Here is an 18,571-nt window from a genome sequence, read left to right on the forward strand (position 1 = left end):
TGTTCAAAATATGGGCTAGGGTCACTTCCACACGTCGAGGGGGAATGACATGAAGATCGTGATACCCGGCGGGACCGGGCAGGTCGGAACAGTCCTGAAGCGCGCGCTGAGCGCGGCCGGACATCACGTCGTGGTGCTCAGCAGGCACCCGCGACAGCAGGGCGAAGTGCACTGGGACGGCGCGACCCTGGGATCGTGGGCGGGGGAGATCGACGGCAGCGACGTCGTGGTCAACCTGGCCGGCCGGAGCGTGAACTGCCGCTACACCCCCGCCAACCTCCGGGAGATGAGGGACTCACGGGTCCACTCCACCCGGGTCGTGGGCGAGGCGATCGCCGCAGCCGTCTGGCCGCCCCGGGTCTGGCTCCAGATGAGCACCGCGACCGTCTACGCCCACCGCTACGACGCGCCCAACGACGAGGCCACCGGCGAGATCGGCGGCACCGAACCCGACGCGCCCGGCTACTGGTCCTACAGCGTCGACATCGCCAAGGCCTGGGAGCGGGAGCAGGAGACGGCCGGCACCCCGCACACCCGGAAGGTGGCTCTGCGCGCCGCCATGGTGATGAGCCCGGACCGCGGCGGCGTCTTCGACGTCCTGCTGCGGCTGGCCCGGCTGGGACTCGGCGGCCCCGTCGCCGGCGGCGCACAGTACGTGTCGTGGATCCACGACCAGGACTTCGTCCGGGCGGTCGGGTTCCTCCTCGCCCGGGACGACATCACAGGACCGGTCAATCTCGCCGCTCCCGCGCCCCTGCCGCACCGCGACTTCATGCGCGCCCTGCGGACCGCGTGGGGTATGCCGGTGGGTCTGCCCGCGACGCGCTGGATGGCCGAGGCCGGCGCCTTCGTCCTGCGCTCGGACACCGAACTGCTGCTGAAGAGCCGCCGAGTCGTCCCCGGCCGCCTCCTGGACGCGGGCTTCACCTTCCGACGTCCGGACTGGCCGGCGGCCGCGGACGACCTCGTACGGCGGCTCCGCAGCCGTGAGATGAGGTGAGGTGAGCCGGGGTCAGCTCCGCTTCTCGCCCTGATCGAGGGCCTTGCCGGTCATGTCGGTGACCTGTCCGGCCGGGGGCGCGTCCGCCTCCACCTCGGTGCCGAAGTCGGTGAAGTCCATGACCGTGCGCACCGTGACCTTCTGAGGCGAGGACGAGGCGTCGGTGGAGGACCGTTCCGTCGACCCCGGTGCGGCCTTGAGGGTCATGTCGATCTGCTGGCGGCGCATGCGGCCCTCTTCGTCGAGCCACACGTCCATCGGGAGGGTCGGGCCGACCTGCTGCCGCAGCGTGTCGCCGCCCGGCAGCTTCGCGACGTCGACGGAGACGCGGTACCGCGTGGTCTCGACGCCGTCGATCGTGGCCGTGCCCTTCTTGGTCACGTCCTCGTCGGTGATCGCTTTCGCGTACGCCGCGGACTGCGCCGGATCGCTCATGGACCGGTCGCCGGTGCCCTGCTGGGCGGAGACCTTCCCCAGGTCGATCTTGATCCAGGGCTTGCCGCCCGGCGCCTGCCCCTTCGGCATCTTCTGGTACAGCACCTGATCGACCACGCGCTGCTCGATCCGCTGCCCCTGCACCGTGAGCGTCATGACGCTGTCGCCGTCGTCCAGATCCACGGCGCCCTGTCCGTTCGCGGTCTCCGAGGCGCCCTGGGCCGAGGTGCGCACCTGGAGCTTCACCCGGGCGGTGTCCTCCTCGGCCGTCCGGTCGTAGGCCGAACGCACCGCCTGCGTGCCGTCCTCCTGGGTGCTTCCCTCGGCCGAGGAATCCCGCGCACCGTCGCCTGTGTCGTCGCCGCAGCCGACCAGTACCGTTCCCGCCAGGACACCGGCGACGCCTAACGCACAGACCTTCCTGCCGTTGCTTGCCCTGCCCATCGGACCAGCTCCTCTCAGGTGGGGGGCGACCGGTCCGGGTCCGGTACCGGTCCGCTGCCCAAGTGCCCCTTCAGGGCATGAACACACCTGACGTCGGCGAGGGTTGGCACCGAGAGGGTTCACCGTGACGGTCCGGCCCTCCGGCCGACCGAGGGGAAACGGAGAACTCGGGCAGAGCACCCTTGTCATGAGCCTTGTCACCCAATTCATCGGACTTCTAGGGTCCTCGGCATGTCTTATGAGTCGCAGGACCTCTCCCGCAGAACCACGCTCAAAGTCGCGGCAGTTGGAGCCGGTGGGCTTGCCGTGGGCGGTTTGCCGACCGGTACCGCCCAATCTGCCCCTGGAGAAGCATCCGATGTATCGAGAGCTCCACTGGTGCTCTGGTACACGACGCCGGCCGACGACTGGGAACGCGAGGCACTGCCCGTCGGCAACGGCGCGCTCGGGGCCATGGTGTTCGGCTCGATCACCTCCGAGCGCCTGCAGTTCAACGAGAAGACGCTGTGGACCGGTGGCCCGGGCTCGGTCCAGGGCTACGACCACGGCGACTGGCGTGAGCCCCGCCCCACAGCCATCGACGCCGTGCAGGACGACCTCGACACCCGGCGACGCCTCGCCCCGGAGGACGTCGCCGGCAGGCTGGGACAGCCGCGCGTCGGCTTCGGCGCGTATCAGACGTTCGGAGACCTGTACCTGGACTTCCCGGGCACGCCCACTCCGGAGGCGTACCGCCGGGAACTGGCTCTCGACACCGGCGTCGCGTCGGTCGCCTACACCCACCAACAGGCCCGCCACCGAAGAGAGTTCTTCGCCTCCTGCCCGGACGGGGTGATCGTCGGCCGGATCGGCGCCGACCGGCCCGCCGGCATCACCTTCACCCTGCGCTACACCTCCCCGCGTGGCGACTTCACCACCACCGCGACCGGCGGACGTCTGACCGTACGCGGCGCGCTGAAGGACAACGGGCTGCGCTTCGAAGCGCAGGTCCAGGTCCGCAGTGACGGCGGGACCGTGACGTCCGGCGCGGACGGCACGGTCACGGTCACCGGAGCCGACAGCGCCTGGTTCGTGCTGGCCGCAGGCACGGACTACGCCGACACCTACCCCGACTACCGGGGGGCGGACCCGCACCCGGCCGTCACCCGCGCCGTCGACCGGGCGATCAGCCGCGGATACGACTCCCTGCGGGCCCGGCACATCGCCGACCACCGCACCCTGTTCGCCCGCGTGACCCTCGACATCGGCCAGTCGGTCCCGGCGGATGTTCCCACCGACCGGCTGCTCGCCTCGTACACGGGCGGAACGAGCGCCGGGGACCGCGCCCTGGAAGCCCTGTTCTTCCAGTACGGCCGCTACCTGCTCATCGCCTCCTCACGCGCCGGCTCGCTGCCCGCCAACCTCCAGGGCGTCTGGAACCACAGCACCTCGCCACCCTGGTCGGCCGACTACCACGTCAACATCAACCTCCAGATGAACTACTGGCTCGCCGAGGCCGCCAACCTCCCCGAGACGACCGTCCCCTACGACCGCTTCGTACAGGCCCTGAGCGCCCCCGGGCGACACACCGCACGGCAGATGTTCGGCTCGCGCGGCTGGGTCGTGCACAACGAGACCAACCCGTACGGCTTCACCGGTGTCCACGACTGGGCCACCGCCTTCTGGTTCCCGGAGGCCGCGGCCTGGCTCACCCAGCAGCTGTACGAGCACTACCGGTTCGGCGGCTCCACCGACTACCTGCGCACCACGGCCTACCCGGTGATGAAGGAGGCCGCCGAGTTCTGGCTGGACAACCTGCGCACCGACCCGCGCGACGGCAGGCTCGTTGTCACCCCCAGCTACTCGCCCGAGCACGGAGACTTCACGGCCGGCGCGGCCATGTCCCAGCAGATCGTCCACGACCTGTTCACCAACACCCTGGAAGCCGCCCGCGTCCTCGGCGACTCGCGCGACTTCCGCCAGCGGGTCGAACAGGCCCTGGCCCATCTCGACCCGGGCCTGCGTATCGGTTCCTGGGGCCAGTTGCAGGAGTGGAAGGAGGACCTGGACGACCCGGCCGACGACCACCGGCACGTCTCGCACCTGTTCGCCCTGCATCCCGGTCGGCAGATCGAACCCGGCAGCACCTGGGCGAAGGCCGCCAAGGTCTCCCTGACCGCCCGCGGCGACGGCGGCACCGGCTGGTCCAAGGCCTGGAAGATCAACTTCTGGGCCCGGCTGCACGACGGCGACCACGCGCACAAGATGCTCGGTGAACAGCTCAAGTCGTCGACGCTGCCCAATCTCTTCGACACACACCCGCCGTTCCAGATCGACGGCAACTTCGGCGCCACGTCCGGAGTCGTGGAGATGCTCCTGCAGAGCCAGCACGGCGTGATCGAGATCCTCCCCGCCCTGCCCTCCGCCTGGCCGAGCGGCTCCGTCCGCGGACTGCGCGCTCGTGGCGGCGCGGTCGTCGACATCGACTGGACCGACGGGAAGCCCACGCGCATCACGCTCACCGCCACCCGCACCCGACGGCTGACGGTGCGCAGCGGACTGCTGAAGGACGGTGAGACCACGTTCAGGGCTGTAGCCGGCCGCCGCTACACGTGGCAGTGACGCCCGTACGCCGAGGTCCGGGTTCCGCGGTGGCGGCCTCCGGCCCTCGGCCGAGCGTGGGTGGTGCATCCGCCGGGAATGAACGCTCGCGGCTGGGGCGGGTGGGGGAGAGGTCCGGTGACCAGCGGGTTGACGCCGGTACGGTGCGTGGCGCCGGCCGGGGACCGCGTCGCGTGGTCGCCGCGCTGCTCCGGTCAGCGGCGGCCGCGGAGCTTGCCCAGCAGCCGCTGGGCCTGGGCCCGGTTGCGGGGATCGGCGGCGGCCCGCCGTGCCTGCTCGACGGCCCGCCGCCCCTGCGGGCTCCGGGCGAACTGCTTGATGCGATTCAGGATGCCGGCCATGGTGCACTTCCCTCGTGTTCTGACGTCGTCTTGTCTGTAGCTCGTTTACCCCTCCGGCGAGGTGCTCAGCCCTTCGCCGGGCCGGACGGTGCGCGACCGAACGTGTTTGCGGCGGGAGTCAGAGGCAAGTCGGAGTCCATGACCGAAGAGAACAAGCGCACGAATCAGAAGCCGACCACCATACGGGCGACGGAGTCCAAGGCCCGTCGCACGGCGGACAAGGCGACCGAGCCGACGACCCGGGCCGCGAAGCGCGCGACCACCAAGGCCGATGACGCGGCGTCAGCCGTCAAGGCCGGCGCCGAGCGCTCCGCCGAGACGACGACGGCGGCCGTGCAGACCGCGGCCAAGGGCGTCGAGGCGGGCCGTCAGGCGGTCGTCGCGGCCTCCGGCCAGGTCGCCGCCACGGCGAAGACGGCTTGGACCGTGATCGCCCAGCGCAAGGCCGTCGCCGCGGGCGTCGGGGCCGGCCTGACCGCCCTGACCGCCGCGTCGTACGCGGTGGGACGCCGCGCGGAACGCCACACGTACGGCCCGCTCACGCGGCTCACCGGCGGGCGGATCTGACCCGAGGCGAGGGCGCCCGGCAGGACGCCCGTCAGGCCGGAAGGCGGCGCGGCGCATCACCGGGTGTCCCGGTGGTACGCGGCGCCGCCTCCTCGTGGTGCGTGGCCCGGCCCGACGGTCCACCGCGTGGCTTGGCACACATCCGGCCCTCACAGCGGTGCCCCTCTCGCGCGTCACGGCTGTGACGAGGAAGGATGAGTGCGCAAGCGAAGGATCACACCCATGTGGAGGAGCGGGCCCATGCAGCACGAGCGAGCGGGCAGTCCGGCCGGTCCCGAAGATCTCGTCGACGTCGCTCGGCTGGTCACCGCGTACTACGCGCTCCATCCCGACCTGGACGACCCGGGGCAGCGCGTCACGTTCGGGACCTCCGGACATCGCGGAACCTCACTGGCCGGCGCGTTCAACGACGACCACATCGCCGCGACCAGCCAGGCCATCTGCGAGTACCGCGCGGCCCAGGGCACCGACGGCCCGCTGTTCCTCGGGGCCGACACCCACGCCCTGTCGGAGCCCGCGCGGGTCACCGCGCTGGAGGTGTTCGCCGCCAACGAGGTGACGGTGCTGATCGACGAGGCGGACGGCTACACGCCGACCCCGGCCGTGTCGCACGCCATCCTCACCCACAACCGCGGCCGCACCACCGCTCTCGCGGACGGTGTCGTCGTCACCCCGTCCCACAACCCGCCCGGCGACGGAGGGTTCAAGTACAACCCGCCCAGCGGCGGCCCCGCCGCCTCCGACGCGACCTCCTGGATCCAGGACCGGGCGAACGAGATCATCCGCGGCGGCCTGAAGGACGTACGGCGCATCCCCCACGCCCGGGCCCTCGCGGCGGCCACCACCGGCCGCTACGACTTCCTGGGCACCTACGTCACCGACCTGCCCGGCGTCCTGGACCTGGACGCGATCCGCGCGGCCGGCGTGCGCATCGGGGCGGACCCGCTGGGCGGGGCGTCCGTCGCCTACTGGGGCCGGATCGCCGAACAGCACGGCCTCGACCTCACCGTGGTCAACCCGCACACCGACCCCACCTGGCGGTTCATGACGCTGGACTGGGACGGCAAGATCCGCATGGACTGCTCGTCGCCGTACGCGATGGCCTCGCTCATCGAGCAGCGCGACCGCTTCGACGTCGCCACCGGCAACGACGCCGACGCCGACCGGCACGGCATCGTCACCCCCGACGCGGGCCTGATGAACCCCAACCACTACCTTGCCGTCGCCATCTCCTACCTGTACGCCCACCGCGACCGCTGGCCCGCCGCCGCCGGCGTCGGCAAGACCCTGGTGTCCTCCGCCATGATCGACCGGGTCGCCGCCGACCTGGGCCGCGAACTGGCCGAGGTCCCCGTCGGGTTCAAGTGGTTCGTGGACGGGCTGGTCGGCGGCACCATCGGCTTCGGCGGGGAGGAGTCGGCCGGGGCGTCCTTCCTGCGCCGGGACGGCTCCGTGTGGACCACCGACAAGGACGGCATCATCCTGGCGCTGCTCGCCTCCGAGATCACGGCGGTCACCGGGAAGACCCCCTCGGAGCACTACGCCGCACTCACCGCCCGCTTCGGCGAACCGGCGTACGCGCGGATCGACGCCCCGGCGTCCCGCGAGGAGAAGGCGCTGCTCGCCAAGCTCTCCCCGGCCCAGGTCAGGGCGGACACCCTGGCCGGGGACGCGGTCACCGCGGTGCTCACCGAGGCCCCCGGCAACGGCGCACCCATCGGGCGGCATCAAGGTGACCACCGACCACGCCTGGTTCGCGGCCCGCCCCTCGGGCACGGAGGACGTCTACAAGATCTACGCCGAGTCGTTCCGCGGCCCCGACCACCTCCGCCAGGTCCAGGAGGAGGCCAGGACCGTGGTGCTGACGGCGCTTTCCAGCTGAGCACCGGCACGGGCCGGCCTGAACTCCGGTGAGGGCCGGCCCGGGCACCGGTGAGGGACGGCCCGGTGTTCCGACGTTCCGGCTCGTCGGGCCGGCCCGCGATACAGGACACTGGAGGAAGATCCGACCCGGGAAGGACCGTCACGTGATCATCTTCGGCACCAAGGGGTACCTGTACCAGCTGGCGATACTGACGCTGGTCTGCGGCCAGTGCGGCAACCCCGCCGCGCACACCCTCAGGAAGCGCGTCACGAAGTTCACGCTGTTCTTCGTGCCGCTGTTCCCGATCTCCACGAAGTACCTCACTCAGTGCACCTTCTGCGGTGCGGAACAGAAGGTGACCAAGGAACAGGCGGAGCAGTTGCAGGCCCAGAGCGCGAGCGGTGACGGCGGCCAGACCTACGGGCAGCCGCAGCAGCAACACCGGTTCTGAGCCCGGCCGGGCCTCCCGGGGCGGAGAGGTGCTCAGCCGGTGGTGAGCACCTCGTCCGCCAGACCCAGGTGCCGCCGGAGGGCGTCACGGCCCGGCTCCGTCAGCCGTACGACGCGGGAGCCGTCGCCAGGCACGAGCCAGGACGCCTCCAGCGCGTGGTGGAACAGGGCCGCGGCGACCGCGCCCGCCAGGTGCGGGCGCTGCTCCGTCCAGTCCAGGCAGGTCCGCACATGCGGACGCCCCGCCGCCTCGCCCGGGATCCCGAGGCGGGCCAGCCATGCCGTGCCGGACGCGGTGAGCGCCGGGCCGGACTCCCAGGACAGCAGCCCGCGAGCGGTCATGGCATCGGTCATCGCCACGGCGAGGGAGCCGCCGAGATGGTCGTAGCAGACACGGGCGAAGCCGACGGCGCGGTGCCGGCGGGCGGCGGTGAGCGAGCGGACCGGGACCAGCCGGCGCGGCGCCCGGGCCGCCAGCGCCTCGATCATCTCCGCGATGCCGGAGTCCGCCAGACGCACATAGCGGTGCCGCCCCCGGCGCTCCTGAGCCAGCAGACCGCCGTCCACCAGCCGGTTCAGATGGCTCGTCGCCGTGGACGGCGCGACACCGGCCAGGCGGGCCACCTCGGAGGCCGTCCAGGCACGGCCGTCGAGCAGGGCGAGACAGATCGCGGCGCGCGTGGAATCGGCCAGCAGCGCCCCCAGCGAGGCGAGATCCGGTTCTTCGGCATGGACGTCGGGACTGGTCACCAGCCGATTGTCCCCGGCCGACACTTCGACGCGCGTCGAAACGTCCCGCCCGTAGCGTCCTGGGCCATGACGACCGACACCCACCGAGTGATCCGGCCGAGCGTCCTCTACTTCGGTACGCCCGTCGTGCTGCTGACCACCGAGAACGACGACGGCACCTGCAATCTCGCCCCGATCTCCTCCGCCTGGGCCCTGGGACAGCACATCGTCCTGGGCATCGGCAGCGAGAGCCGGACCGTGCGCAACCTCGCCGAGCGCCCGGAACTAGTGATCAACGTGGCCTCGCCCGAGCTGTGGGAGCGCGTGGAACGTCTCGCACCGCTCACCGGGGCCGACCCGGTGCCCGAGGCCAAGCGGGCGCTGTACCGCTACGAGCCGGACAAGTTCGCCGCGGCCGGGCTCACCCCGGTCGCCGCCGATCTCGTGAAGCCGCCGCGCGTCGCCGAGTGCGCCCTCCAGCTGGAGGCACGGGCCGCCGTGCTGACGCCCGGCGGAGCGGGCCTCTTCTTCACCGTCGAGTGCGAGGTCCTGCGCGTCCACGCCGCCGACCGCGTCGTCGTACCCGGCACCCACCACATCGACCCGGCCGTCTGGAGCCCGCTCATCTACAACTTCCGCCACTACCACGGCCTGGCGCCCGAGGTCGGCCACGGCTTCCGTTCCGAGACGGCCAGGGCCACCGCCCCCGCCGTCTGACCCGCCCGGCCGTGCCTTTCCGGGACGCCACCGAACCGTGTGGCAACCGGAAGATCCCGGGTACTCGTCCGCCACGGGCCCGGACCTGCGTGTGGGCCGATGGGCCTCCAGCAGTCGATCAGGAAAACGGAGGCATACAGATGAGCACCGTCAAGGAAACCGTGGAAGTCGACGTTCCCGTCCATACCGCGTACAACCAGTGGACCCAGTTCGAGGAGTTCCCGAACTTCATGGAGGGCGTCGAGGAGGTAAGGCAGCTCGACGACCGTCACAACCACTGGACCACCAAGATCGGCGGCGTACGGCGCGAGTTCGACACCGAGATCGTCGACCAGCTGCCCGACGAGCGCGTCACCTGGCGCACGACCAGCGGGGACACCCACCAGAAGGGCAGTGTCCGCTTCCAGCGCCTGGACGACACCCACACCCGGGTGGAGCTCGTGATGGACGTCGAGCCCAGCGGAGCCGTGGAAAAGGCCGGGGACATGCTCGGCGCGATCGACCGTCAGATCAAGGGCGACATGAAGCGCTTCAAGCAGTACATCGAGAAGCGCGGCGGCGAGTCCGGCGCGTGGCGCGGCCGCATCCAGCCCGGCGGCGACACCGGTCCCACCCCCCTCTGACACCCCAGGGCCCCACGCTCCCGGACCCGGCCTCCACCACAAAACCGGTGGAGGCCGGGTTCTTTTGTGCCCGGGTCCCCGGGTCCCCGAGTTCCGGGGCCCCCGCCGCTTCCGTGTCCCCGACGAGGGGAACCTGTGGCGTTTCGGTCATCTCTGTGACATGCACCTGTCCAATTCGGTCTCCCGGTGGCACGCTGCCCTCTGGTTCGCAGTGACACCCCTGCCTGACCGGGTGGATGAGTCCCGCCACCCGGCCCCCACAGCAGAAGGAGACCGCGTGACAGGCACACTCCGTCTTCGCTCCTCCGGCAGCGGCACCCCCGTTCGTCACACCCTCCTCGGCGCACTCGCCGGTGTCGCCGCGCTCCTGGCGACCGGCGTCACCGCCGCACCGGCTAGTGCCGCGCCCGACCCGGGATCGGTGGCGCCCTCGGCGCGGGAACGCGCCCTCGCCTTCTGGACCCCGCAGCGGATGCGCGAGGCCACCCCGCTCGACGTCCTGTCCGTAGACCGTTCCGAGGTGCGGGCCCCGGCACCCCGCAAGGGCAAGGCCACCGTCGTGGCACCCAGTACGCCCGCCGCCGACTCCGGCCCTCTGGCGATCCCGCACGGCGGCGGCCCCTGGACCGGGGGCGGCGCGGTGACCAAGACCGCGGGGCGGGTGTTCTTCACCTACCAGGGCCGCACCGCCTCCTGCTCCGGCAACGCCGTCACCAGCGCCAACAAGAGCACCGTGATCACGGCCGGCCACTGCGTGAAACTGGAGGGGGCCTGGCACACCAACTGGGTGTTCGCTCCCGGCTACCACGACGGACAGACCCCGTACGGCACCTGGACGGCGTCCAAGACACTCTCCACGCCGCAGTGGACCGCCAGTGAGGACATGAACTACGACATCGGCGCGGCCGTGGTCGCCCCGCTGGACGGAAAGAAGCTGACCGACGTCGTCGGCGGCCAGGGCCTGGCCTTCAACACCGGCTACAACAAGGCCATGTACGCCTTCGGGTTCCCGGCCGCCGCTCCCTACGACGGCCAGAAGTTCATCTACTGCAGCGGCACCACCTACCGGGACTTCCTGCTGTCCGGCGACCACGGTCTGACCTGCGACATGACCGGCGGCTCCAGCGGCGGCCCGTGGTTCACCCAGTTCGACGAGGCCACCGGGACCGGGCTGCAGTCCTCGGTGAACAGCTTCAAGTACAACTTCCTGCCCAACGCCATGTACGGCCCGTACTTCGGCGCGGACGCACAGAACCTGTACCAGAGCGCCCAGTCGTCCTGAGCCACCGGCCGCCCGTGAGCCGGGTCCTGCCGTCCGGCGGTGGGGAGGACCCGGCTTTCGGGCGTCGCGGCGCAGACGGCAAACACGTTGCGCCGACCAGCGGTTCCGACAGAATGCCGGGATGATCGGCAACCGCATCACCTACCGCACGGCGGACGGCGTCCGCGTCCCCGGAACCTGGCGCCACGCCTTCATCCGCAACGGCGACTACTTCCTGACCGACTTGTTCGTCTACGCGGACGGGCTGATCGACTGCTGGGGTCTGGTCACCCTGGAGGAGTTCGCGGAGAAGCTGCGCTGCGGGTGGGTCGCCACCGAACTCCCCGACGGGGCGAGGGTGTCCGCCCACGAGCTGGCCGCGTGGCGGTTCAGCGAGCCGCGCACCTGGCTCACCCCCGAGCTCCTGCTGGCCGAGATCCGCGACACCATCGACCAGCTCAACGGACGCCCGGACTCGACGGACCGCTGCCTGGCCGCCGTCGACACGTTCCTCGCCGACCGGACGGAGCGGAACCGGGCCGCGGCCCGCGCCGCCTACCTGGCCATCCCCGAGACCCAACGCCACTACGCGCTCGGCGACATGGACCGCAAGGACTGGCCGCTCCAGGTCCTGGTGACCGGCCCAGGCGAGCACCTGGACGGCACCTCGCCCGGCGAGCCGGTCACGCGGGAGGAGTACGACGAGGCGATCGCCTATTTCGAGGACCGGGCGAAGTGGATCGCCGAACGGCCCGCACGAGTCCCGGCGGACGGGCCCGCGACACCGGTCGCCCCCGCGATCCACCTGTACGAGAGCTATTCCCGCACACCCTCGGACGACCCGGGCACGAAGGCCCTCCGCAACGACTTCCCCGCCCCCGTCCCGGCCGACGGCGTCACCTACCCCTCCGTCGCCCACGCGTACTGGGCACTCTCCACCACGGACCCCGGCGCCCGGGCCGCCATCAGGGACGCGGACACCGTGTTCGCCGCCCGGAACACGGCAGCCGGCGCTCCCCGGCGCGACGGGTGGGACCAGGCCCGCACCGCCGTCATGACCGCCCTGCTGAGGGCCAAGTACACCCGGCACCCGGCCCTCGCCCGGACCCTCCTGGACACGCGGGACGCGACACTCGTCTACGACGATTCCGACTCCGGTTACTGGGGCGACAACGGCGGCCGTGGCCGGAACTGGACGGGGCGCCTCCTGGAACTCGTCCGTTCCGAACTCCGCGCCCGGCAGGCCGGAATCACCCTCCCGGAACCGGCCGCCGGCGAGGGATGACTGACGGTGCGCCGGCGGTTCAGCCGGTCGCCTCGGCGAGCAGCCCCACCTGTTCGAGCCCCGACGCCGCGGGCACGAAGATGAGCTCGTCACAGCCGGCCGCGGCGAACGCGTCGGCGTACGACGTCACCATCTCCGCACTCACCGCGGCACTCGCCGCGATCTGCGCGGCGGCGTCGCCGAGGAAGCCGTAGTAGTGCTGGAGATAGCCGTCCGCGTGTGCCCGGGCGTCCGGGCCGAGCGCGAAGTACGCCAGCGCCAGCTTGCGCGGCTCGCCGGTACGCCCCGCCTCCTTCCACGCGGCATCGACGCCGGCCGAGGCCTCAGCGAACATCTCCGGCGTACCGCCGCCCATGATCCAGCCGTCGGCCAGCCGGGCCACCCGCCGGAAACTGACCGGGCTCGACCCGCCCAGGACGAGCTCGGGACCGCCCTCGCGTACGGGCTCCGGCCCGATCGCACCGGCGAGCCCCCGCTCCTCGCCCGACCAGACGCGTTTCAGCTCCGTCAGCTGTTCCTCCAGGCGGCGCCCCCTGCCCTCGGTGGACAGACCGCTCGCGGCGAAGTCGTCGTCACGCCCGCCCAGGCCCACGCCGAGCACGAACCGCCCTCCGGAGAGCCGGTCGAGCGAGGCCGCCTGCTTCGCCAGCAGCGCGCTGTTCGTGTGGAGCGGCCCCAGCAGCACACTCGTCGTCAGCCGGATCCGGCTGGTGACCGCCGCGGCCGCACTCAGCGCGACCAGCTCCTCGTACCCCGGGTAGACCAGCCGCCCGATCGTCCCCAGCGTGCTGAACCCCGCCTCCTCGGCCCGCCGCGCCCACTCCACGAGAACCGAACCCTCGGTCCCCGGAACCGTGTTGGGAAGGCCTATACCGATGTCCATGTCCGCCTCCGGTGTTGAGAGGGGGAGCGCCTACCCACCCGGTGCCGGGCGAACCGGGTGGGACGCACTGATCACGGAGTGAGGGATTCCGCGACCGTGCGGTGGGCATGCAAGGTCCTGGTGACCGATGCCGCGCACTACGCGAAGGGCGGCAAGATCATCAATGCCCTGCCGCGGACCCTCACCTACGGCGCGGGGCTTCGGTCGCCGCCATCCGGCTGGGACTCGAAGGACCCGCGGTCGCACACGCCTTCGCACGGCTGCTCTCCGACCCGGACCACCACCTGCGGCTCAACGCCCGGGACGGCCTGGACGGCCTGGGCGTGCCCGGGGACGTCACGGCCCGCCCCGCCGTCCGGCATCACCTGCACCGGCGATTCTCGGACGTAGGCGGCCGTACACCGCGTGTCGCCCGCCCGGCCGGTCCACACTGGGACCCATGCGCGTGGTGATCATGACGGCGGGATCGCGCGGCGACGTCGCGCCGTACACCGGGCTGGGAGCGGGGCTGGCGCGGAGCGGACATGAGGTCACGCTCGTCACCCACGGCCTGTTCGAGCCGCTGGCCGCCGGTTCCGGAGTGCGGTTCCATCCGACCCCGGTCGACCCGCACGCCGTGTCGCACTCCGACCGCGGGCGCAGCCTGCACGCCAGCACCACCGGGCTCGGCAAACTGCTGCGCGCGGCGTCGATGGCGCGGTCCGCGGCCGAGGAGATGACCGACGCCCTGGTCCAGGCGGCCCGCGGCGCGGACGCCGTCCTGGCCGCCGGTGCCGTGGCACCGCTGGGGCGCGCCATCGCCGAGGGCCTGGCCCTGCCCAGCCTGGGACTGTTCCTCCAACCCCAGCACCCGACACGCGAGTTCGGCGCGCCCATGCTCGGCGGACGCTCGCTCGGCGCCGTGGGCAACCACCTGGGCGGGCTGGCCGTCACCACCGCGGTCGACGGCGTCTTCACCGACGCCATGCGCCGGCTGCGCACCCGGCACGGCATGACCCTGCCCGGCACGGCCGCGCTCCGCCGGGCCCAGGAGCGAGCGCGGTGGCCCGTGCTGCACGGATTCAGCGAGCTGGTGGTGCCCCGCCCCCGGGACTGGCGGCCAGGACTGGAGATCGCCGGGTACTGGTGGCCGTACGACACCCGCACGCTGCCACGGGAGTTGGAGGAGTTCCTCGCCGCCGGACCCGCCCCGGTCTTCGTCGGGCTGGGCAGCGCCACCGTGCCGGACCCCGAGCGCCTCAGCGGCGAGATCGTGTGCGCCCTGCGGGCGGCGGGACTGCGCGGCGTGATCCAGCAGGGTTGGGCGGGCCTCGCCGCCGACGCCGACGATGTGATCACGGTCGGCGACGTACCGCACGCGCCGCTGTTTCCCCGCATGGCCGCCGTCGTCCACCACGCCGGGGCCGGCACGACCGCCGCCGTCCTGCGCGCGGGCGTCCCCACCGTGCCGGTGCCCGTGCAGTTCGACGCCGGGTTCTGGGCGGCCCGCCTCGTCGCGCTGGGCACCGCTCCCACCGCCGTCCCGCTGCGCCGCCTCACCGCCGGGGCCCTCGCCCCCGCCCTGCGCCGCGCCACGAGCGACCCCGCCCACCGCGACCGGGCCCGGGCCCTGGCACGCCGGCTGGCCCAGGAGGACGGCGTGGCCCCGGTCCTGGCCGCGCTCGACCGGCTCTCCCCGTGACCGGTCACCCTCGCCCCGTGACCGGTCACCCTCGCCCCATGACGGTCACCCTCGCCCCGTGACCGCTCACCGGCTCACGACAGCGGCACCGTCGACCCCCTGATCACCACCCGGCAGGGCAGGGCCTCGACTCCCGACCGCCGTGTGCCGTCGATCGCCGTGAACAGGGCGTGCGCCGCCGCGCGGCCGACCTGTTCGAGGTTCATGTCGACACTGGTGAGCGGCGGCCGGGACGCCGACGTCAGGACCCGCCAGTTGTCGAAGCCCATCACCGCCACGTCCTCCGGCACCCGCCGCCCGCGCTCGCGCAGCATGTCCATGACGCCCCGGGCGATCTGGTCGCTGCCGCACAGCACGGCGTCCACCTCCGGGTGCCGGTCGAGCAGCATCGCGGTGGCCGCCCGGCCCCAGCCCTCCGACCACGCCCCGAACCCCGGCTCGCCGACCAGCGCCAGCCCGGCGTCGGCGAGCGCGGCCCGGGCACCCTCGGCGCGCTCCTGTGACGCGGCGTACCCCGGGTCACCGGTGATGTGCGCGATCCGGGTACGGCCGCAGGCCAGCAGATGGTCCACCGCGAGGCGACCCGCGCCGACACTGTCCGGGACGATGGACAGATCCTCCGGATCCTCCGACGGCGCGTACGCGTAGACGACGGGGACGGGCAGCTCGCGGCCCAGGGACGGACGCGGATCGGTCCGGCTGCCGACCACGATCAGGCCGTCGACCCGGCGGCCCAGCAACGCGCGGACATGGTGCTGTTCGCGGATCGCGTCCCCCCGGGCGTCGCACAGGAACACCGCGACCTCGCCCGCTCCGAAGGCGTCCTCGGCGCCCATCAGTATCGGGATGCTGAACCGGCCCTCCAGGTCGCTGGTGAGCAGCCCCACCGTGCCCGTCCGCCCGGCCAGCAGGCCCCGGGCCACCTGATTGGGCCGGAACGCCAGCCGCTCGGCCGCCTCGACGACCCGCTGCCGGGTCTCCGCCCGCACCTGGCTGCGGCCGTTGAGAGCCTTGGACGCCGTGGCGATCGACACGCCCGCCAGCCGGGCGACATCGCTGAGCGTGGCGGGCTGCGAACGCGCGGGGCCGGTGGCCTCTGCCATGAGAGTTCTCCTGTCTCGTCTCCCGTCACACACTACGCGCGAAAGTTTTCGGTCAAGAGGCTTTCAGCGGTTTCGGCAATTCGCCAAGAACCGTCTGGTGACAGGGGATTGACGAGTAGTGAGTCGAGTCCTAGCGTCTCAGAAAGCCTTTTCTGTTTCTTTCCGCCGCTCAGCGCCACCGCAGCTATCGTCCCGACCGGCAGGCCCGCGCACGGCCCGCCGCGACACGAGGGGGATCGAACATGGGGAGCACGGCCGGACCACGTCGACACCTGCGCCGCCTTGTCACCGGCATCACCGCCCTGCTCGCCGCCGCGAGCCTGGTGACGGCCTGCGGGTCGGGGGACGGCGGCTCGGGCGGCGGGGGAGGAGGGGGAGCGGCGGACGCCAAGGGTGTCGACGACGGCACGAAGCTGACGATGTGGACGCGGGCGGCGACCCGGCCGCAGAGCGAGGCCCTGGTCGAGGCGTACAACGCGAGCCACCAGAACAAGATCGAGCTGACCGTCGTCCCCACCGACGACTACCAGGCCAAGGTCGGCGCGGCAGCCGGATCCAAGGACCTGCCCGACCTGTTCGCCTCCGACGTCGTGTTCGTGCCCAACTACACCTCCAGCGGCCTGTTCGCCGACCTCACCGAACGCATCGACGCCCTGCCGTTCGCCGAGCACCTCGCCCCGTCGCACATCAAGGCCGGCACGTACGAGGACAAGAAGTACGTCGTCCCGCACACCCTCGACCTGTCGGTGCTCTTCTACAACAAGGACCTCTACCGGAAGGCGAAGCTCGACCCCGAGAAGCCGCCCGCCACCCTGCGCGAGTGGGACCGGCAGGCCCGGGCCGTGGACGCGCTGGGCGGCGGCGTCGACGGCACCTTCTTCGGCGGCAACTGCGGCGGCTGCGGCGTCTTCACCTGGTGGCCGTCCGTCTGGGCCGCCGGCGAGGACGTCCTCGACAAGGACGGCACCGAGGCGAACCTGGCCTCCGGCACCGCGAGGAAGGTCTACGACACCTACCGCGGCTGGGTGCGCGACGACATCGTCGCCCCCGGCGCGCGCGACGAGACGGGCACGACCTGGACCGGTGTCTTCCCCAAGGGCAAGGTGGGTGTGATGCCCATGCCGTCCACCACGCTCGGGCTCATGCCCAAGGACCTGGACTTCGGCGTCGCACCCATCCCCGGACCCGACGGCGGCAGGTCCACCTTCGTCGGCGGCGACGCCATCGGCATCTCCGCCACCAGCGAATCGGCCGACCAGGCCTGGAACTTCCTCGCCTGGTCCCTGGGCGACAAGGCCCAGGTCGGCGTGGTCGCCGCGCACAAGGACGTGGTGGCCCGCACCGACCTCGCCGCCAACAAGCACTCCAAGGCCGACCCGCGGCTGGTCACCATCAACGAACTCGTCGCCGACGGCCGCACCCCGTACGCCTTGAAGTTCGGCCAGACCTTCAACGACCCCAACGGGCCCTGGCTGACGCTGATGCGACACGCCGTCTTCGGTGACGGGACGTCCGTCGCGAAGGACAACGAGGCGGTCACCGCCTCCCTGGCCGACTGAGCGACCGGCCCCGCCCCTCCCACGTCGTACGGCAGAGGAGAGCCATGCAGGTCAAGGCGCCCGACCGAACGGCCGCCGAGCCCCGAACGCCACCACACCGCCCGACCCCGGCCGCCGCCCCGCCCCGGTGGCGGTCCCGCACGGCCAAAGGCCTGGCCTACGCGGCCCCCACGGCCGTCTTCGTCGCCGTCTTCTTCCTGCTGCCCCTGCTGCTCGTCGGGCAGATGTCGCTCAGCGACTGGCCGCTGCTGGCGGGAGACCGCGGCCTCAACGCCCCCGAGAACTACACCGACATCACCGGCAGCACCCTGTTCTGGCCCGCGATCCGCTTCACCCTGCTCTACACCGTGATCGTCACGGCCGTACTCCTCGCACTGGCGCTCGGCCTCGCCCTGCTCGTGCAGGAATCGCGCCCCGGAGCCGGCTTCTTCCGCACGGTCTACTTCCTGCCCAGCGCCCTCGGACTGGCCTCCGCCTCCCTGCTGTTCTGGGGCCTGTACAGCCCCACCACCGGCCCCCTCAGCCGCCTGCTGGAGAGGCTCGGCCTGGTCGACGACCCGGTGTCCTTCCTCGGCAGCCCGACCTCGGCCCTGCTGTCGACGGTCTTCCTCATCGTCTGGAAGTTCGCCGGTTTCTACATGCTGATCCTGCTCGTCGGCCTCCAGCGCATCCCGCACGAGGTGTACGAGGCGGCCCGGATGGACGGCGCGAGCCGCGGCCAGATCTTCCGCTCGATCACCTTGCCGCTGCTGCGGCCCTCCCTCGCCCTGTGCCTGCTGCTGTGCCTGACCGGCTCCCTGCTCGCCTTCGACCAGTTCTTCATCCTCACCAAGGGCGGACCGGACAACAGCACCGTCACCGTCGTCCAGTTGATCTACCGGGAGGCCTTCCAGCGGCTGAACCTCGGCACCGCGGCCGCACTGTCGATCGTCGTCCTGGCCGTGCTGCTCCTGCTGAACGCCCTGCAGTTCCGCGGCCTGCGCCACGCCGACGACTCATGACCCCCGCCGCACGCAGAAGGGACACCA

The 18,571-nt window shown here is 71.9% G+C and carries 16 protein-coding genes and 1 pseudogene; 12 read left to right on the forward strand and 5 right to left on the reverse strand.

What is annotated here, in order from left to right:
- Nucleotides 1-49: 49 nt before the first annotated feature.
- Nucleotides 50-1,000, forward strand: a complete 951-nt coding sequence (locus QF034_RS40435; RefSeq protein WP_307179622.1) for a TIGR01777 family oxidoreductase — start codon at nt 50-52, stop codon at nt 998-1,000.
- Nucleotides 1,001-1,012: 12 nt separating this feature from the next.
- Here QF034_RS40435 and QF034_RS40440 read toward each other — a convergent pair whose 3' ends face one another.
- The gene (locus QF034_RS40440; RefSeq protein WP_307179623.1) at nt 1,013-1,879 is read right to left on the reverse strand and encodes an SCO4651 family lipoprotein; all 867 of its coding nucleotides are present in this window, start codon (nt 1,877-1,879) and stop codon (nt 1,013-1,015) included.
- A gap of 378 nt (nt 1,880-2,257) precedes the next feature.
- On the opposite strand from QF034_RS40440, the gene QF034_RS40445 reads away from it, so the two are divergent.
- The gene (locus QF034_RS40445; RefSeq protein WP_307179624.1) at nt 2,258-4,480 is read left to right on the forward strand and encodes a glycoside hydrolase family 95 protein; all 2,223 of its coding nucleotides are present in this window, start codon (nt 2,258-2,260) and stop codon (nt 4,478-4,480) included.
- A 194-nt stretch (nt 4,481-4,674) separates the two neighbouring features.
- On the opposite strand, the gene QF034_RS40450 is transcribed toward QF034_RS40445, so the two are convergent.
- Nucleotides 4,675-4,821 carry a hypothetical protein gene (locus QF034_RS40450; protein WP_167409541.1) on the reverse strand — a complete coding sequence of 49 codons (147 nt, stop codon included), beginning with the start codon at nt 4,819-4,821 and terminating at the stop codon, nt 4,675-4,677.
- A 138-nt stretch (nt 4,822-4,959) separates the two neighbouring features.
- On the opposite strand from QF034_RS40450, the gene QF034_RS40455 reads away from it, so the two are divergent.
- From QF034_RS40455 to QF034_RS40465, 3 genes and pseudogenes are all read left to right on the forward strand, one after another.
- Complete coding sequence (locus tag QF034_RS40455; RefSeq protein ID WP_307179625.1) at nt 4,960-5,388, forward strand: hypothetical protein; 429 nt, start codon at nt 4,960-4,962, stop codon at nt 5,386-5,388.
- A 240-nt stretch (nt 5,389-5,628) separates the two neighbouring features.
- Nucleotides 5,629-7,270 (forward strand): annotated as a pseudogene (gene pgm, locus QF034_RS40460) (phosphoglucomutase (alpha-D-glucose-1,6-bisphosphate-dependent)).
- A 145-nt stretch (nt 7,271-7,415) separates the two neighbouring features.
- The gene (locus QF034_RS40465; protein WP_086602067.1) at nt 7,416-7,703 is read left to right on the forward strand and encodes a zinc-ribbon domain-containing protein; all 288 of its coding nucleotides are present in this window, start codon (nt 7,416-7,418) and stop codon (nt 7,701-7,703) included.
- Between the two features lie 32 nt (nt 7,704-7,735).
- Here QF034_RS40465 and QF034_RS40470 read toward each other — a convergent pair whose 3' ends face one another.
- Nucleotides 7,736-8,452 carry an ArsR/SmtB family transcription factor gene (locus QF034_RS40470; RefSeq protein WP_307179626.1) on the reverse strand — a complete coding sequence of 239 codons (717 nt, stop codon included), beginning with the start codon at nt 8,450-8,452 and terminating at the stop codon, nt 7,736-7,738.
- Nucleotides 8,453-8,518: 66 nt separating this feature from the next.
- Here QF034_RS40470 and QF034_RS40475 point away from each other — a divergent pair, with 66 nt between their 5' ends.
- The 4 genes from QF034_RS40475 (at nt 8,519) to QF034_RS40490 (ending at nt 12,317) form a co-directional block, all read left to right on the forward strand.
- Nucleotides 8,519-9,148: a flavin reductase family protein gene (locus QF034_RS40475; protein ID WP_307179627.1), complete on the forward strand. Its 630-nt coding sequence runs from the start codon at nt 8,519-8,521 to the stop codon at nt 9,146-9,148.
- Between the two features lie 140 nt (nt 9,149-9,288).
- Nucleotides 9,289-9,771, forward strand: a complete 483-nt coding sequence (locus QF034_RS40480; protein WP_307179628.1) for an SRPBCC family protein — start codon at nt 9,289-9,291, stop codon at nt 9,769-9,771.
- Between the two features lie 277 nt (nt 9,772-10,048).
- The gene (locus tag QF034_RS40485; RefSeq protein ID WP_307179629.1) at nt 10,049-11,053 is read left to right on the forward strand and encodes a trypsin-like serine peptidase; all 1,005 of its coding nucleotides are present in this window, start codon (nt 10,049-10,051) and stop codon (nt 11,051-11,053) included.
- Nucleotides 11,054-11,174: 121 nt separating this feature from the next.
- The gene (locus tag QF034_RS40490) at nt 11,175-12,317 is read left to right on the forward strand and encodes an NADAR family protein (protein WP_307179630.1); all 1,143 of its coding nucleotides are present in this window, start codon (nt 11,175-11,177) and stop codon (nt 12,315-12,317) included.
- 19 nt (nt 12,318-12,336) lie between these two features.
- On the opposite strand, the gene QF034_RS40495 is transcribed toward QF034_RS40490, so the two are convergent.
- A complete protein-coding gene (locus QF034_RS40495) occupies nt 12,337-13,200 on the reverse strand; it encodes an LLM class flavin-dependent oxidoreductase (RefSeq protein ID WP_307179631.1) in 864 nt (287 codons plus the stop codon).
- A 439-nt stretch (nt 13,201-13,639) separates the two neighbouring features.
- Here QF034_RS40495 and QF034_RS40500 point away from each other — a divergent pair, with 439 nt between their 5' ends.
- Nucleotides 13,640-14,881: a glycosyltransferase gene (locus QF034_RS40500; protein WP_307179632.1), complete on the forward strand. Its 1,242-nt coding sequence runs from the start codon at nt 13,640-13,642 to the stop codon at nt 14,879-14,881.
- A gap of 74 nt (nt 14,882-14,955) precedes the next feature.
- Here QF034_RS40500 and QF034_RS40505 read toward each other — a convergent pair whose 3' ends face one another.
- Nucleotides 14,956-15,984: a LacI family DNA-binding transcriptional regulator gene (locus tag QF034_RS40505; protein WP_307179633.1), complete on the reverse strand. Its 1,029-nt coding sequence runs from the start codon at nt 15,982-15,984 to the stop codon at nt 14,956-14,958.
- A 242-nt stretch (nt 15,985-16,226) separates the two neighbouring features.
- On the opposite strand from QF034_RS40505, the gene QF034_RS40510 reads away from it, so the two are divergent.
- Nucleotides 16,227-17,543, forward strand: a complete 1,317-nt coding sequence (locus QF034_RS40510; RefSeq protein WP_307179634.1) for an ABC transporter substrate-binding protein — start codon at nt 16,227-16,229, stop codon at nt 17,541-17,543.
- A 44-nt stretch (nt 17,544-17,587) separates the two neighbouring features.
- A complete protein-coding gene (locus QF034_RS40515; protein ID WP_307179635.1) occupies nt 17,588-18,544 on the forward strand; it encodes a carbohydrate ABC transporter permease in 957 nt (318 codons plus the stop codon).
- Nucleotides 18,545-18,571 lie beyond the last annotated feature (27 nt).

The organism is Streptomyces africanus (assembly GCF_030816955.1).
Classification (GTDB): domain Bacteria; phylum Actinomycetota; class Actinomycetes; order Streptomycetales; family Streptomycetaceae; genus Streptomyces; species Streptomyces africanus.